Raw genomic sequence first — 15,265 nt, forward strand, 5'->3', positions numbered from 1 at the left:
ACTTAGTTTATTTACCATGACAATGTTTGAATTTTTTCGGGCGCCCGTCTGCGTGAGTCGCTCCGCATGGACACGGATCGTTCCGGCCAATTTTCTCGCCGTTGGCTGATTTCAACACTCCGCCCTGAATGATCGTACCTTCGATCGGTCCAGGTTGCGCAATGGTGGCATCGTTGGTGGCCGCATTGTTTTCCGGTTCACCTTCGGCTTGAATCTGTTGAAATTGTCCCGCGCCTGTCTGTGCGACTTTGGACGGACCCGACTCGATCATCTGGCGTTGCACCTGCTGATAGGCCATTTGCTTGGCTTGACCGATTTTGTAGATATTATAAACCACCTGGCTTTCGATACTGCTCATCAGTTGAGTAAACATGCCGTAACCTTCTTTCTTGTATTCCACCAGTGGATCGCGTTGGCCATAGCCGCGCAAGCCAATGCCGCGACGCAGATAATCCATTTGCTCCAGATGCTCCACCCAAAGCGTGTCGATGCTACGCAAGATCACGCTCTTGGTCAATTCGCGCATCAACAATGGTTCGCCCACCTCCCGTTCCAGATTGCGGTACGCTTCGAAAGCCAGATCATTGCAATAATTTATAATGTCCGTGCGCAAAACGGCTTCATTCAATTTGTTTTTCGCTGTGCCGATAATCTGATCAAGATTGGCTTTAGCGCCCGACGGCAATGGGAAAATAGTATTGAGCGTTTCGCATATTTCTTTGATGTTCCAATCAGGCTGAGCTTGTTCCGGTGTATGAAATAGGACAATTTGTTCAATTTCATCATTGACCATTGCCAGCACTTTTTCCTTCAAAGCGCCTTCGTGATCAGCGGCCGCCAGCGTTTCATTGCGTTTTTTATAAACTACCTCGCGATGCTTATTCATCACGTCATCGTATTCGACCAGCTGTTTGCGAATATCAAAATTATGGCCCTCAACTTTCTTTTGAGCCGATTCAATCGACTTTGAAATCATCCGGTTCTCGATCGGCATATCATCCGGCAATCCAAACCGCTCCATAATCCCTTTAACCCGGTCTGAGCCGAATACCCGCATCAGATCATCGTCCAATGACACAAAGAAACGCGACATGCCTGGATCGCCTTGCCGGCCGGATCGTCCGCGTAACTGATTGTCAATCCGGCGCGATTCGTGACGTTCCGTACCGATTACGTACAGCCCACCCAGCTCCTTCACCTGGTTGGCCGTGTCTTGATTGAACGGATTGCCGCCCAGGACGATATCAACACCGCGGCCGGCCATATTAGTGGCAATTGTCACCGCTCCCGGCTGGCCGGCCTGGGCGATAATTTTGGCTTCTTTCTCGTGGTTCTTGGCATTGAGCATCTGGTGCGGCACGCCTTCGCGCTCCAGCAGCTCGCCCAGCAGTTCGTTCTTTTCGATCGATATCGTACCCACCAGTACCGGCTGGCCGGCTTCGTGGCACTCTTTGATTTCTTTTACCACCGCCTGGAACTTGGCCTCTTCATTTTTATAAATCACATCGTTATGGTCTTTCCGCACCATCGGTTTGTTGGTCGGAATAATGACCACGTCGAGATTGTATATTTTGGAAAATTCTTCCGCTTCGGTCGCAGCCGTCCCTGTCATGCCGGCCAGCTTTTCGTACAATCGAAAATAATTCTGGAATGTAATTGTCGCCATGGTGCGGCTTTCCTGTTTGATGTCTACCCCTTCTTTTGCTTCGATGGCCTGGTGCAAGCCTTCCGAATAGCGCCGACCGTGCATCAGCCGGCCGGTGAATTCATCCACGATGATTACTTCCCCGTCTTTGACCACATAATCTTTGTCCCGGCGGAATAGCGCGTGCGCCTTTAGCGCCTCTTCCAGGTGGTGCACCGTATCGATGCCGCCCTCAACGTAAAGATTCTCAATGCCCAGCCATTTCTCCATTTTTGAAATACCGGCTTCGGTCAGCGTGGCCGCGCGCATTTTTTCATCGACATTGTAATCCTCATCAATCAGCAAGCGCGGCACCAATTGAGCAAATTTCTTATAGAGCTCATTTGATTCTTCGGCCGGTGCGGATATGATCAACGGTGTTCGGGCTTCATCGATCAGAATGCTGTCTACTTCATCGACAATGGCATAATGTAGCGGCCGCTGGACCTTGTCACCCTGGCGATAGACCATATTGTCTCTGAGATAGTCGAAGCCGAATTCATTGTTCGTCCCGTATGTAATGTCGGCTCGATAAGCTTCGGCTCGGGATACCGGGCGTAAGAATCGCCCATTCTCTTCGTCTGGTTTATATTCGGGATCGTAAATATAAGCGGACTCGTGCTGAATACTGGCCGTGCTCATTCCCAGGGCGTGGTAAACCGCACCCATCCAGACCGCGTCCCGACCGGCCAGATAATCATTCACTGTGACCAAATGGGCGCCCTGGCCACTGAGCGCGTTGAGGTAGAGCGGCAGTGTGGCGACCAGCGTTTTTCCTTCACCGGTTTTCATTTCGGAAATCTTGCCCTGGTGCAATACCAGACCGCCCACCAGTTGGGAATCAAAGTGCCTCATTTTGAGCCGACGACGGCCGGTTTCGCGGACAACGGCAAAAGCCTCGGCGGTGATATCGTCGAGCTTGGCACCATTGACCAGTTTTTGTCGGAACTCTGCCGTTTTGGCTCGCAGCTCATCATCAGACAACGATTGCAGAGCCGGCTCAAACGCATTTATGGCCTCAATTTGTCCCTTGAGACGGTCGACCACCCGCTGATTTGAATCACCAAGTATTTTTCCAAATATCGACATAGGTATATTAACGAAGTAGTTTGATAAACTGGCCCGGCGTGGTTGCGTTGAGTGCCAGGCGCTCCATGGGATCCAGGTCAGTCATTTGCTTGTCCAAAATCCGATTAACTTTCTCAAGATATCCCACCACGCATCGACTAGAGCGTAATATGTCCATCGCGGGACCGCTAATTAGCGGCGTGTATACCTTGCGAATTCCGGCATGTATAATCAGGAAGGCGGCGGCTCGTCCGATGACCTTATCAAATATGAGCGCCCCGTCAAGTTCGCGGCCATGCTGATTGATGGCTTCGGCCAATGGCGACAAACCGCTCATATTGGAACGGAACAGCAATCGCTTGTTTTTTATGATGATAGTGGACCAGGGGCCGTCTCGAAACCGCTCCAGTTCCTCTTTGGTATGGCTCATTTTCCGTCGATTGGGCTGTTTTGAGTGGTACCCAGATGTGAATTATACCAAATATTGGGATAATTTCCAAGCCTAATAGAAAAAGTCGTCTACCGTTCGTGGAGACGACCACTTGCCGATCGGTTGAGCTATGCCACCAGACCGGTTCATTCTGGGGTTAGCCTCAACTCCGCCATTACATCCCGAACCAAGTTGTCGAGTTCAAAGGTTCCGCAGGTACACTTCCCACGCCAATCGGGGTGTAGCGGACAACTTCTTAGGTGTTCAGTTCGAGATGGCACCTGATCAGAAGTTTGCCCTAGTTTACTGGATAGCGTTTGGATCTCCTCAAGGCCACAGTGGCACGTTCTAGTAAGGTCGGTGGGGCATACTGGTTCGTGCCTACCGCGCTTTCCCCGCTCCAAACACACCTGCGCCCGAGTGATCATTTGGATAAACCTGATTTCCTCCTTGGTAGCCAAGTTACTTGCCCTCCTCATTCGCAACGCCTTGGTTCAGTATCGCACTACTCGTACGTAAGTCGTGGGACATCAATCAGGCGGTTGAATTATAGCAAGACGTAGGTATTAATCCAAGCCCAAGATAAAAGGCTGGCTGGCGCCAACCTATCGAACCATGGCTTCTCCGCACGGCTCTGCTTCAGTGTTGGGCTGGGCCACACCAGCCAGTACGTTTATGATTTCCTCGCCCACGTCCTCTGCTGCCGTGTTGCCCGCTGAAATTGCCCACCGGAACGGATACAGCGTCTGGCGATAGAATTCGCCTCTGAGATTTCGCATCCTAATGAACACCGTGTAATCGACGACTGGCATCTCGACCGGTATCGGCAACATGTCGATGGACAGAACACTATACGTGTCAACTATCCGACGTACATCGATGCGTTGTCCCGATACAGCCTCAACCGTCAGACTAACCACGCAGTCAATGCCCAGCGGCAACTCGGCGAACAAGTTGACGGCATCGAATCCTAGCCAGCGCACCTCCGGCTCATGAATCTGGCAACCATGTCTCCGTAGATATGTGGCCAGCACCTCGAGAAACCCATCATCCTCCGCTTCCGGGTGTAGCAACACCACGCGTCGACTCACCACCAGTGATGGCGATGTCGCGAGCGTTCTGACGACTACCAAACCGGCCAATCCAACCAGGGCTACCATTACTGCCAGGCCCAGCAGTAACTCCGCCAGAGCCACCTGCGCGACCATCTCAGCCACCTCCTTCCGGGTGTGTGCCTACCACAACCAGACCGACCCCCGTAGATTAGACTTTTTTGGGTCGATCTGTCAACCTAGTTATTTTGTTCGTACCAATATAGCCTTTAACCTCGCTTCTTTTGATCGGCTAGCTTTTCTTTGGCTTTGACCAACTGGCGGTTTATTTTGTCGGTAGCCACGTCGATCGCCGCATGCATGTCCGATGCCTTGAGGCCAACCTGGAGTACCCGGCCCGGAATGGTGGCCCATATCTCTACCCGGTTGATGTCCCCGGATTTCTGATTGTGATCATAGTCCAGCTCGTACTTTACCTGTTGAATATGATTGTTGTACTTTATCAGTTTCAAGGCTTTTTCTTGGACATAATCCTTTAGTGATGGTGTTAGCTTGAAATCTTTTCCGGTAATAATGATTCTCATATTTTTCTATATATCTAATTAACAAATATCGGGCGATGGAATCCAAAAGAATTCCGCTATAAAAACTATTTATTGCTTCCTTATTTTTGGTTTGGTAATGTTCGGCGCTCGATCGTATAATGGACGAACCGGCACTTTGTCTGGTGCGGTTAGTTTCACTTTGCTTACTATCCGAGCGATATCAGTTGAATCAACTTTATTTGCCCCATACACTGGCACAGAAAACGCCAGCCCTAATGCATTTGCTACGGTCACTCCCACTCGTATGGCGGTGAATGGGCCCGGCCCACGTATAACGATAATTGAACCGATCTGATCCAGCGGTGTCCTGGATAATTTTACCAGCCGGTCAATGTAACGCAGCAGATCATCACGTTCTTCAAAACCGATCGGCTGGTGTATTTGTTTGACCGCCGCACCTTTCACGATCGCGACCATTATTTCATTCATCGCCGTTGTGTCAATAAACAGGCTTGGTTTATCGGCCATGGAAGGTGATTTTTTACGCGACGCCATCAATGCTATTTGGTTCATTTGAGGCCAGATCAGCCGGCGGGCGCGTCAATCGTTCGGCAACCAGCCTGGGCTTGGGCTTAGCCAGCCGGTCGATGATGACAATGTGCTTATTTTCGATCACGTTAAACAAAAATCGGTCAGTCACCTGCTGGCGATAGTCATACTCTTTAAGCGTAAAGATGGTATATCTGATATCTTGATCAAAGTATTTCTGAAACTTATGCAATAATTGCTTAATCTTATTCCGGTCAACCGTCCCTACGATCAATAAATCGGTGGGCAAATCAGTCCGACCGACGAATAGGCCCGATAATACCATATACTTTATTGTTCCTAGTTGTGATACCGCTCGGGCAAAATCACGCTCCAACAAAATCTGTGATTTCACCATCAGCGCCTTCAGCTCGAAGAATAACGGAAAATCACGCTTCAAAGTAAAGTACTTTTTGCGATCTTTGTCATTTTCTTCCACAATACCGATTTCTTCCAGATTGTGCAGCTCCTGCCGTACGCTGTTGATGCGTTGATCCAGCTTGCGGGTCAGCTCACGCACAAAATAGGACCGGTCGGGATTGCTATAGAATAGCCGGAGTAGTTTAACCCTGGTGGCTGAACCAAAGAGTTGTTCAAGCATTGTTTGCGGTTGACTTTTTTCTTGTTTATGGCTTTATTATAGATAGTTTCTTTGTGGATGTAAAGTCGGGGCGGACTATTGTTTTATACCCAAAAATGGTGTATATATAAATGAGGATGGTATTTGTGTCATCAGTCACCTAAATCATGACCAGATTAAACACCGATTTTGCCTCGTTTTTAATCCACGACCCCCAGTCCACCACTGAGTCGATGGCTTTGTTTGTGGCTCGACCGAGTGAAGCAGAGTTCCAGAGCCTGGGGAGATTATTCGGTGTTTTTCAAATCGTTCCCGGTAATGATCAGGCCCGGCGGATTATCGATTTAATCATTACATCAGCCAAGAATTTTCATTATCAGCAGCTTGAATCAAACGTCGAGCTGGCCTTTGAAAATACTTTGAAACAACTTAACGAAGTTCTGAGCAATGAGATGACTCAGGGCTCGGCGGGGTGGTTGGACGATTGCAATATGCTATTGGGCGTATTGAAGGATAACGACCTCTTCTTCACCCAAACCGGCGATATCCAGGCATTTCTGGCGCATAAGATGCACTTCCTGAATATCCTCGAAAAAACTCGGGGAGTTGAATCGCGTATCAACCCGTTAAAAATATTTTCCCAGACCATTGCCGGCCAGATCGCGTCTGGTGATACGATTGTCTTTGGTACCACCAGCTTGTTGGATTACCTTTCCCAAGAACGTCTGCGTACTATTGTACAATCAAATTCAGCGCATCAATCGTGCGTTGCGCTCGAAAATTTACTATCACCGAATTCCGGCCGGCGCGGATTCGGCGCCCTGATATTCAAGCTCATGCCGGAAACCGTGCCGGCCCAGTCACAACCGCGGCCGTTGTCCCAGCCCGACCCGCGTGGTTCGGCCTCCCAGGAGTCCATGGAACAGCTGATGGGCCGGGAAGAATCGACCAACCAGCTGCTGTCTCCGTCCGCCTGGTTAAATTTCAAACATGCCGCTAATTCTGTCCGTGACCAGGCCAACCGAGTATTTGGCAAGTTGACCAATAAACGTCGTGGAGTCGTGCCGCGTCCGATGCCTCCCGCTCAGCTTTACGTTCCATCACGTGATTTACAAAAACCAATACGACACACCCAGCATCCGTCTAATTGGATTATTTGGCTGGGTCGGATATATGTCGGTATTCGTTCCATCGGGCGATTAGGACAGCAAGCTGCCCGCTTTCTGGTAGGCCTAGTCAGTGGTGGACAAAAGGTTCGCCAGTCATTACACCACCTGCCCACCCGAGCGGCTAATTCTGTGGACGCTAAAGTAAGCGTCTGGCAGAAACTGAATCGTCAGCGGAAAGTTACGTTGATCGTAGCCATCGTGCTAATTTTCATCTTTGCCGAAGGCATGGTCATAATTGGCAAACAAAGAGACAAGGCGACCCAAACCAAAGCTTATCAAAACGCCATTACGGTCGCCCGCCAAAAGATCGACGAAGCCGACGCCGCCCTGCTCTACGCCAACGAAGATAGTGCCCGCAACTTGATCTCCGAGGCTCGCGCGCAGATCGCCAGCATTCCCGAGAAACAGCGCCAGAAGAAATACTTGTCTGACGTCATCGATATCGAAAATAAGCTCGGGGTGATAAACGAAAAGATTAAACACGTCATCACTATTGCCGAGCCGACTGTTTTGTCCAATCTGGCCGATACCACCACCGGAATCAGTCCGGCTGGTTTAATGGGCTTATTAAACGGTAAAATCGTGACTGCGGCCACGAATCAGAAATCGCTTTACGTGACTGACATTGAATCAAAGACTACTACGACCGTTGCGCTCCCAGATACGCTCGCCAGCGAACCAGTTGTCACCGCCCCGCTCAACGCCAAGCAGGGCCTGGTGTTGTTCCAGGATAATACATTGTTGCAATACGACGCCTCAAACAACTCAATTACGCCGCTAACGATTGAGTTTCCCAATCAGGACAAAACACTGGTCAGTGGTGCCGTCTATGTGGATCGGCTGTATTTCGTAGATACGAAGAATAACACGATTCTGCGCCACACTCGCGCCGGAAAGGCTTATTCAAAAGGTACCAGCTGGCTTAGAGATGCTGCCATCAAACTTGATACGACCAAGGCTCTGGCTGTTGATGGATCTGTCTACATTCTACGTGATGACGGCAGCGTGACAAAATATACCGGTGGAGAAGTTGATTCTTCTTTTACTCTAACCGCAACCGATCCGGCTCTGTCTAACCCGACCAAGCTCTATGCTACCACCAGTTCCGACATGCTATACGTGCTCGATCCGACCAACAAGCGCCTGGTGGCCTACACCAAGGCTACCGGCAAATTCAAGCAGCAATACACCTCGGACAAATTCGACGCGTTAATAGACTTCACTATCGACCCCGGCGCCAAGAAAGCCTACCTGCTCAATGGTACGATGGTGTATCAGATTGAGTTGTAGCTGAGTCTGGGTATGGAAACAGGATCTCGAATAGACAACCCCGAAAGCTCCGAGCAAACTCTAGTTCGGCTTATTAAAGATAGGGGTGTCGAGGATCCCGAGGTTAGAGATTTATTAACTGGTTGGATAAGCGCGCAAGAAACGGAAGTGGGTAGTTCGGGTGATTACGCCATCGCGCAAGTACGGCTTGAGCTTAGACGTGCAAATCTATTTTTTCAGGCTGGTTACGCCGATGCGGCGCGCGAAAGCTTTGAAGCCGCCAAACTTCTAGCTGCAAACTATCGGCGAGATGATCTTTATATTGCTATTGGGGAAGAGTGGGACGGCATCGAACGCTTACTTGGTGGAAATTAAATAACATCATTCAATAAACTAACCATAGGCGGGCATAACCCCGTACCTATTCTGGTACGGGGCCCGCTTACATGAGTATGTATTATCTGATAACCGGCATACATCAACATAACGCCGTTACCTGCCTCTGAATAAGAAAAACCGAGGTGGTCGCATCGTGTGGGGTACGATTTGCTAACCTCGGTATTTTGGCGGTACCTAACTTCCGATCGTCCACTCGAGCGCGCAGACCATGTCGTCCGTGCCAGTGATGGTGACGAATGGCTGGTCGGTCAAAAGAAGACGATCGATCAGTCTCCGGAGCGGCTCCGGGTCACTGAATTCGCTCTCCCGAGTTTGGGCGTCCGGATTCTGACGTTTCGGACCACTCGGGCAATACGTGGCGGTCACCACCCGCCCGTTCCAGAGTGTAGCCTTCGCTACCACCGGCCCCCTCAAGGATGGGTCGGGGCAGCTCTCGCAAACCAGATCCAGTAGCTGTTCCGGCCTCGCCACAGAAACCTCCTTCAAGTCGTCCCCCTTTCCTTCGGACAATGTACTACCTGTCGACATTGTGTCGATATTCGTAAACAGTTTTATCATAATATACGCGCGCGGTCAAGGGGTGCCCCCTAATTATTGTTTGACAACAACGTGGGCGAGGATGATCATCCTCGCCCACGTTGTTATTATTCTAGCTTACCGGATTATTTCAGCGTAACGCCGGCGCCGGCTTCTTCAAGTTTCTTCTTGATCTCTTCGGCTTGTTCTTTAGCCACGCCTTCTTTGACCATGGCGGGGGCGGAGTCGGCGATCTTCTTCGCGTCCTGAAGGCCCATTTCGGTCACTTCCTTGATCACCTTAATGACGGCGATTTTGTTGCCGCCCGTGCTGGTCAGCTCGATGTTGAATGAGGTTTTTTCCTCGGCGGCATCAGCGCCGTCGCCAGCCGGCGCGGCACCGGCCATCATCATGGGAGCGGCAGCTGATACGCCGAATTTCTCTTCCAGTACTTTGACGAGTTCCGAGAGGTCGAGCACGCTCATGGTCTCGATTTTCTCGATAATCTCTTTGAACTTGGCCGGTACTTCGACCGGTGTCTTCGTTTCTTCGGACATACGTTTATAATTCGATTAATAACTTATTAAGCTGATTGTTTGGCATCGGCGATAGCTCTCATCGCCTGCACCAAACCACGAATGTTACCCTGGCATACATTTACCAAGCCGGATAACGGCGACTTGATGACATAAACAGTCTTGGCAATCAACTCTAATCGTGAAGGTAGGTTGGCTAGCGCCACAGTCTCCGCTGCGGTCAGTGCCTTGCCTTCCAATACTGCTCCGACCATCACCACCTGCGGGTGGGTCTTGGCGAATTGCTTGATAGCCTTGGCCGCCGTAACTTCGTCGGGACTGAAGGCCAGACCGAGATTGCCCTTGGCTGCGTCGAGATCGACATCGGCTACTTTCATGCCTTGCAGTGCTTTTTGCAATAGTGTTTTCTTTGACATGACCAGCTCTGATTGCTGCTGGCGCATTTCCCGGCGCAATAACTCGGCGTCTTTGACCTTGACGCCTTCAAACGTGGCCATGACCGTCAGCTTGTTGGCTTGGAGAGTCTGGGCGATTTTCTCTACTTCTTGCTCTTTGCGAGCGCGTGTTTTAGACATATTCTTCGAACAAAAAAATCTGCGAACTACCGCAGACAAAGCCCTTCCCAGGATCGACCTGGTATTTGCACCTCGGAAGGCAATTAATTAAGCCGGATCTTACGATCGCGACACCCTCTGTCTTTGGTAATACGGGTATTATAACAGGATATATACAAACGTCAAGCTGAGGCGGGAACAATTCACCATTTGGTCAAAAGGTGTTCTGAAATTAAGCAATATTTACCTAATATTAGTGCCGTTTAACCTTTTCGCGAAAAGGTTTCACATTCTATGGGTGGATTATCGTACCCTGAAACGACTTACCAGAGATTGCTTTATTCAAATTAACAATGTTGTTGGCATTAACTACCATCACTGTTATACCTAGCTTTTTAGCCAGCCGCGACGCCACCGGATCAAATGGCGAACTTAATCGCGGGCTCCACCTTTTTGGTACCAGTTTCAAATATTCGCTCCATGTCAAATCGGGTAACGGTTTGGCGTTATGATACTTCTTGGGATTAGCGGTGTAAACGTAATCAATATTCGTCACATTGATAATCGCGCGCGCGCCCATATTCTTAGCCAGCAGGACGGCCACATAATCGGTTGACCGACCGGGTTTCCAGCCCGCCGCTACCACAATCGGACGAGTAATTCTTAGCCGTTCAATCGGATTGATAATTATATCCTGATGCGCCAACCGACCAAATTGTGAACGAACCAATTCGGCGTTCAGGCGCGTTGCGGCAATCCCCACCCGATCAAGATCGTCCGCCGAGAATGTAGCGACAGCTTTGGCGGCATTATAATAATTACGACTTGTGGCTCCTCCCCCGGTCACAATCACGGCCCGTTCGTGATATCGTATTCTCTGCAAAACTATTCGACGAAACTTCGTTAAATATTTCGTGTCAATTTCTTTTGGGACAATGATCGATCCGCCCAGTGAAATGACAATCGTCTGGTTCATTAATCGAGATATTTAGCCTTGTTGATCTTATGCTCATCGAACGTCCGGCTGAATATGGTCCGGCCATCGGGTGCGTTTAGATAATACAGAAAGTCGTTCGGCTCTGGGTTAATCACCGCCTCAATGCTTGACAGCGATGGATTACAAATTGGCCCCGGTGGTAACCCGGTGTTTAAATAGGTATTGTATGGCGAAGCGACTTTTGTATCATCGATTGTGGGTTGTAAACTTTCTTTATTGGTCACGAAGTTTACCGTCGCGTCGGATTGCATCGGCATATTCATGGCCAGGCGTCGTTTGAATAAATCCGCAACCATCCGTCGGTCAGTGTCGCTGCGGACTTCTTTTTCAACAATCGAGGCTAGGGTCAGTGTTTGAAAAAGATTCAAGTCGGTTCGAGCAATCCGATCACGCATTGATTGATCAACTTTGATATTAAAATTATCCAGCATTTTTTGAATTACCTGTGCGGGCGAGGCATCTTTGTAGACTCGATAAGTATCGGGATACAAGAATCCTTCCAGACCGGCTGTGGCGGGTTTGTCGATCAAGAACTCGTAGGTTCGTCCAGGTAATATATCGCGCGAGTCACTAACTGCTGCGACGTTGCGAAAATCAGAGGCCAGAGTTTCCGCGGGTTGCTTTAATTCCGCCGCAAAAGTCCGGCCATAAATATCAGCGATCTGGCGCACGGTCAGGCCTTCTTGAACTAAAAATTTCACCTCATTGGAATCCGCGTCCCCCTTTGTTAGCACCGCCACCAACGTCTCAACACTTTGACCGGTATTGAGTGTGTAGCTGCCGGCTTGCAACTTCGATGTTAAGCCTTCCAGCCAGATATAGATGCGAAAGATTCGATCGTCGCGGATCATCCCAGCCTGTTCCAAATTAACCGAAATTTCCTTGACCGTCTGGCCGGATTTAATTTCAAATGTCAGATTCTTGACCGTAGATCCCGCAGCTGGCGGCTGGAGCAATCTGGTAAAATACCAGAATGCGCCTACCGCTACCAAGATTACTGCCAAGAGTGTTATAACGATAGCGGAGATTGCTTTCATTAGAGGTAACGATGTTTTTTAGTTTGTTCTAGCAACTCAACGATTTTCTTCACATTCTGGGCATGATTGCGGTGGCAGACCAACAACGTATCGTGCGTATCGATAATAACTAGGTTATCGACTCCGGCGGTGGCAATCATTTTTCCAGCCAGACTGTAGATCAGACTGCTGGTGGTCTGAATACCAACATGGTGCCCCTTGATAACATTGTCGATGGCATTTTTTGACAAGGCATCTTTTACCGAACGCCAGTCTCCAATATCGCGCCATGTAAAGTCTGCCGGTATTACCAGCATCTGCTTTTCCTTTTCCATAATGCCATAGTCAATTGAAATCGGTTTGATCTTGGCAAATTCACGTTTGATAGTGACCGTTTCTTTGGGCGTACCCAAGCTGGCTTCAATCGCGACCAAACAGCGATGTGTTGCTGGCAGAAATTTCTTAAATAAACCCTGAAGATAATCTACCCGCCAAAAGAACATGCCGGCATTCCAGAGATATTCCCATTTCTGAAGAAATTTCTCGGCCGCGGCCAGATCGGGTTTCTCGATAAAGCGCTCGACCTTGAAAACCTCATCCTTGCCAAAGACCTCTTTTTGGCTGCCCATTTTAATATATCCATAACCGGTCTCCGGATATGTCGGGTTGATTCCGATTAGCACTGTCCGTTTGGGATTTGATTGTAGTACCCGATCGGCTAACTTTACAAACTTTATATAGGTCGCGACCGGATGTATATAATGATCGGTATTGACTGTAAATATTGTTTCCTGCGGAAATTGTTTATGAACATAGGCAGCTGCCAATCCAATAGCCGCTGCGGTATTGCGCCGTTGCGGTTCGATACAGTACTGCTTCAGTCCAATTTTATCCGCCAGCCTCTTGATCAGCGGGTATTGCTCCTGGCTGGTCGTCAAATAAATATCTTCCGGCTTGAGAAATTTCAGAAGGCGCTTAACAGTCATCTCCAATAGTGTTTCCCGGCCAATCAACGGCTGGATCTGTTTGGGTAATTTTTGGCGCGAAACCGGCCAGAGCCGGGTACCGCTCCCGCCCGATAAAACAATAGCTTTCATGTCTTTATTGTAACAAAAATAATCATGTGTGTCTGTATCTAGGCTGAATCTATATAATTATATACCACCCTTGCATTATATCCCAAATTGTGATATAATTACAATGTTAGTAACAAAACAAAAATAAAAACATCAATGAAAGTGAGCCGATTCAAGTCGGTCTGTTATCTGTCGCTAGCGGCTGGAATAATGTCGTTGCTGTTTTTGTTTCCCGGCGTATCCCGTGCTGATACGCTTGAGCCATCCAGTGATATCATCTATCTGACGAATCGAACCCGGCTCCAAAATGGCCTGAATGCATTGGTCACCAATCCTGCGCTGACGCTAGCGGCTCAAGATAAGGCGGCCGACATGTTAAACCGAGACTATTTTGATCATACCAGTCCGGACGGTCGCCAGCCCTGGGATTTTATCCAAGCCGAAGATTACCAATACACTTACGCGGGGGAAAACTTAGCTTTAGATTTTCTGGACGCTTCCACAATGTTTCAAGGTTGGATGAGCAGTCCAACCCACCGCGCCAACATACTTTTCCCTGACTACCAGGAAATCGGAGTCGCGACATATTCCAGGGTAACTAACGGTACGATAAAAGTAGTCGCCGTACAAATGTTCGGCAGTCGCAGCGATTTTCTTTCCGTATCACCCGCCCTGATCGATCAGGAAAATACTCCAAATAGATCATTTACCTTAATTGACGGCCAACGATCAGACGTCACCAATGCCGGCTATGTTTCTTCCGCTTTTACTGACTCGGGCCAGCAACTGGAATTGGCTCGTAAAAATAAAAACCTGGCGGCTTTCACCATCTGTTATGGTTCCTACGCCGCTATCGTAATTGGATTAATTGCCTATTTTAGCCGGCGGCGCCTTCTAACCTGCCTACCGCATCATACATCAGCCGGCGACGTGTTGAGCCATCCCGGATTGTAATACCCCAGACAAAAGTAATATTGCCAGCAATACGGCTAATGCCAGGCGATACCAGCCGAACGGTCGCAGTGACCGGTTATTGAGATAGCGCAGGAAAAATCGAATGCAAAAATAACCGCTTACTGCGCTAGCGGCAACACCCAGGGCATACACTAGCCAGTGCTGTCCGAACCCATGTGTCTGTACGACATCAAGGGTTTTTTTGGTTCCGGCACCGAGTGTTATAGGTATAGCCAGTAGAAATGCGAATCGCGCCGCTGCCTCGCGCTTTAACCCGAATGCCAAACCTGTTATAATGGTACTGCCGGAACGGGATATCCCGGGTATCAGGGCAATGGCCTGACCAACACCGATAGCTATAGCCGATCCCGGAGTGACCCGGTCAATATCCTTAGTCTGACGGCTGACTTTCTCCAGCCAAAAGAAGAAGACCGCCCCGATTGCCAGCGCGACTACCACCACCCACAGTGAACGGAAAGTTGTGTCAACATAGGACTCAAAAATCAGACCCAATAACACAGCCGGGATCGTTCCCAAAATCAATAACCAGCCCAAACGCCAATCGGTTCCCCGAGCATCGCGTTTTCCTAATCCAACCGCAATCGCTCTGACATATTTAACGATATCCGACCAGAAATAAAATAGCAGCGCGGCAAACGTTCCGAGATGTAAAATTGCGTCGAATCCTAAATCGTCGGCGATCGGCAAACGCCAGATGGCATGCAGCACGACCAGGTGTCCCGTGCTAGATACCGGTAAAAATTCCGTCACGCCCTGGACGAACCCGTACACGATCGAAAAAATATAGCTCATATTTTCATTATACTATTTA

16 protein-coding genes are annotated in these 15,265 nt (G+C 49.2%); 3 read left to right on the forward strand and 13 right to left on the reverse strand.

Annotated features, from left to right (window positions below):
- Positions 1-7 precede the first annotated feature (7 nt).
- From secA to WC734_01350, 6 genes are all read right to left on the reverse strand, one after another.
- Positions 8-2,773 carry a preprotein translocase subunit SecA gene (gene secA, locus WC734_01325; GenBank protein ID MFA6197781.1) on the reverse strand — a complete coding sequence of 922 codons (2,766 nt, stop codon included), beginning with the start codon at positions 2,771-2,773 and terminating at the stop codon, positions 8-10.
- 7 nt (positions 2,774-2,780) lie between these two features.
- The gene (locus tag WC734_01330) at positions 2,781-3,182 is read right to left on the reverse strand and encodes a DUF1893 domain-containing protein (GenBank protein MFA6197782.1); all 402 of its coding nucleotides are present in this window, start codon (positions 3,180-3,182) and stop codon (positions 2,781-2,783) included.
- 605 nt (positions 3,183-3,787) lie between these two features.
- A complete protein-coding gene (locus WC734_01335; protein ID MFA6197783.1) occupies positions 3,788-4,399 on the reverse strand; it encodes a hypothetical protein in 612 nt (203 codons plus the stop codon).
- Between the two features lie 104 nt (positions 4,400-4,503).
- Entirely contained in the window at positions 4,504-4,818 is a 315-nt protein-coding gene (gene raiA, locus WC734_01340) for a ribosome-associated translation inhibitor RaiA (protein MFA6197784.1), read from the reverse strand.
- A gap of 69 nt (positions 4,819-4,887) precedes the next feature.
- Positions 4,888-5,307 (reverse strand): hypothetical protein, encoded by a 420-nt coding sequence (locus WC734_01345; protein ID MFA6197785.1) that lies wholly within the window; start codon positions 5,305-5,307, stop codon positions 4,888-4,890.
- 13 nt (positions 5,308-5,320) lie between these two features.
- Complete coding sequence (locus WC734_01350) at positions 5,321-5,968, reverse strand: hypothetical protein (protein MFA6197786.1); 648 nt, start codon at positions 5,966-5,968, stop codon at positions 5,321-5,323.
- Between the two features lie 146 nt (positions 5,969-6,114).
- Here WC734_01350 and WC734_01355 point away from each other — a divergent pair, with 146 nt between their 5' ends.
- A complete protein-coding gene (locus WC734_01355) occupies positions 6,115-8,406 on the forward strand; it encodes a hypothetical protein (protein MFA6197787.1) in 2,292 nt (763 codons plus the stop codon).
- A gap of 12 nt (positions 8,407-8,418) precedes the next feature.
- Positions 8,419-8,760, forward strand: a complete 342-nt coding sequence (locus tag WC734_01360) for a hypothetical protein (GenBank protein ID MFA6197788.1) — start codon at positions 8,419-8,421, stop codon at positions 8,758-8,760.
- 198 nt (positions 8,761-8,958) lie between these two features.
- On the opposite strand, the gene WC734_01365 is transcribed toward WC734_01360, so the two are convergent.
- From WC734_01365 to WC734_01390, 6 genes are all read right to left on the reverse strand, one after another.
- The gene (locus WC734_01365; GenBank protein ID MFA6197789.1) at positions 8,959-9,342 is read right to left on the reverse strand and encodes a hypothetical protein; all 384 of its coding nucleotides are present in this window, start codon (positions 9,340-9,342) and stop codon (positions 8,959-8,961) included.
- 104 nt (positions 9,343-9,446) lie between these two features.
- The gene (gene rplL, locus WC734_01370; protein MFA6197790.1) at positions 9,447-9,857 is read right to left on the reverse strand and encodes a 50S ribosomal protein L7/L12; all 411 of its coding nucleotides are present in this window, start codon (positions 9,855-9,857) and stop codon (positions 9,447-9,449) included.
- 26 nt (positions 9,858-9,883) lie between these two features.
- Positions 9,884-10,411 (reverse strand): 50S ribosomal protein L10, encoded by a 528-nt coding sequence (rplJ, locus tag WC734_01375; GenBank protein ID MFA6197791.1) that lies wholly within the window; start codon positions 10,409-10,411, stop codon positions 9,884-9,886.
- Positions 10,412-10,682: 271 nt separating this feature from the next.
- On the reverse strand, positions 10,683-11,366 hold the full coding sequence (gene pyrH / locus WC734_01380; protein MFA6197792.1) for a UMP kinase: 684 nt from the start codon (positions 11,364-11,366) through the stop codon (positions 10,683-10,685).
- A complete protein-coding gene (gene mltG / locus WC734_01385) occupies positions 11,366-12,424 on the reverse strand; it encodes an endolytic transglycosylase MltG (protein ID MFA6197793.1) in 1,059 nt (352 codons plus the stop codon). Before mltG ends, pyrH begins: the two co-directional genes overlap by 1 nt.
- Positions 12,424-13,500: a sugar phosphate nucleotidyltransferase gene (locus WC734_01390; protein ID MFA6197794.1), complete on the reverse strand. Its 1,077-nt coding sequence runs from the start codon at positions 13,498-13,500 to the stop codon at positions 12,424-12,426. The genes mltG and WC734_01390 overlap by 1 nt, the downstream gene beginning before the upstream one ends.
- Positions 13,501-13,635: 135 nt before the next feature.
- Between WC734_01390 and WC734_01395 the strand changes: the two genes are divergently transcribed.
- Positions 13,636-14,433 (forward strand): CAP domain-containing protein, encoded by a 798-nt coding sequence (locus WC734_01395; protein ID MFA6197795.1) that lies wholly within the window; start codon positions 13,636-13,638, stop codon positions 14,431-14,433.
- On the opposite strand, the gene uppP is transcribed toward WC734_01395, so the two are convergent.
- Positions 14,398-15,246, reverse strand: coding sequence for an undecaprenyl-diphosphatase UppP (gene uppP, locus WC734_01400; GenBank protein MFA6197796.1), 849 nt, complete (start codon positions 15,244-15,246; stop codon positions 14,398-14,400). The genes WC734_01395 and uppP overlap by 36 nt on opposite strands.
- Between the last annotated feature and the right edge of the window lie 19 nt (positions 15,247-15,265).

The sequence above is a fragment of the Patescibacteria group bacterium genome (genome assembly GCA_041661625.1).
Taxonomy (GTDB): Bacteria; Patescibacteriota; Patescibacteriia; order JAHIZJ01; family JAHIZJ01; genus JBAZUB01.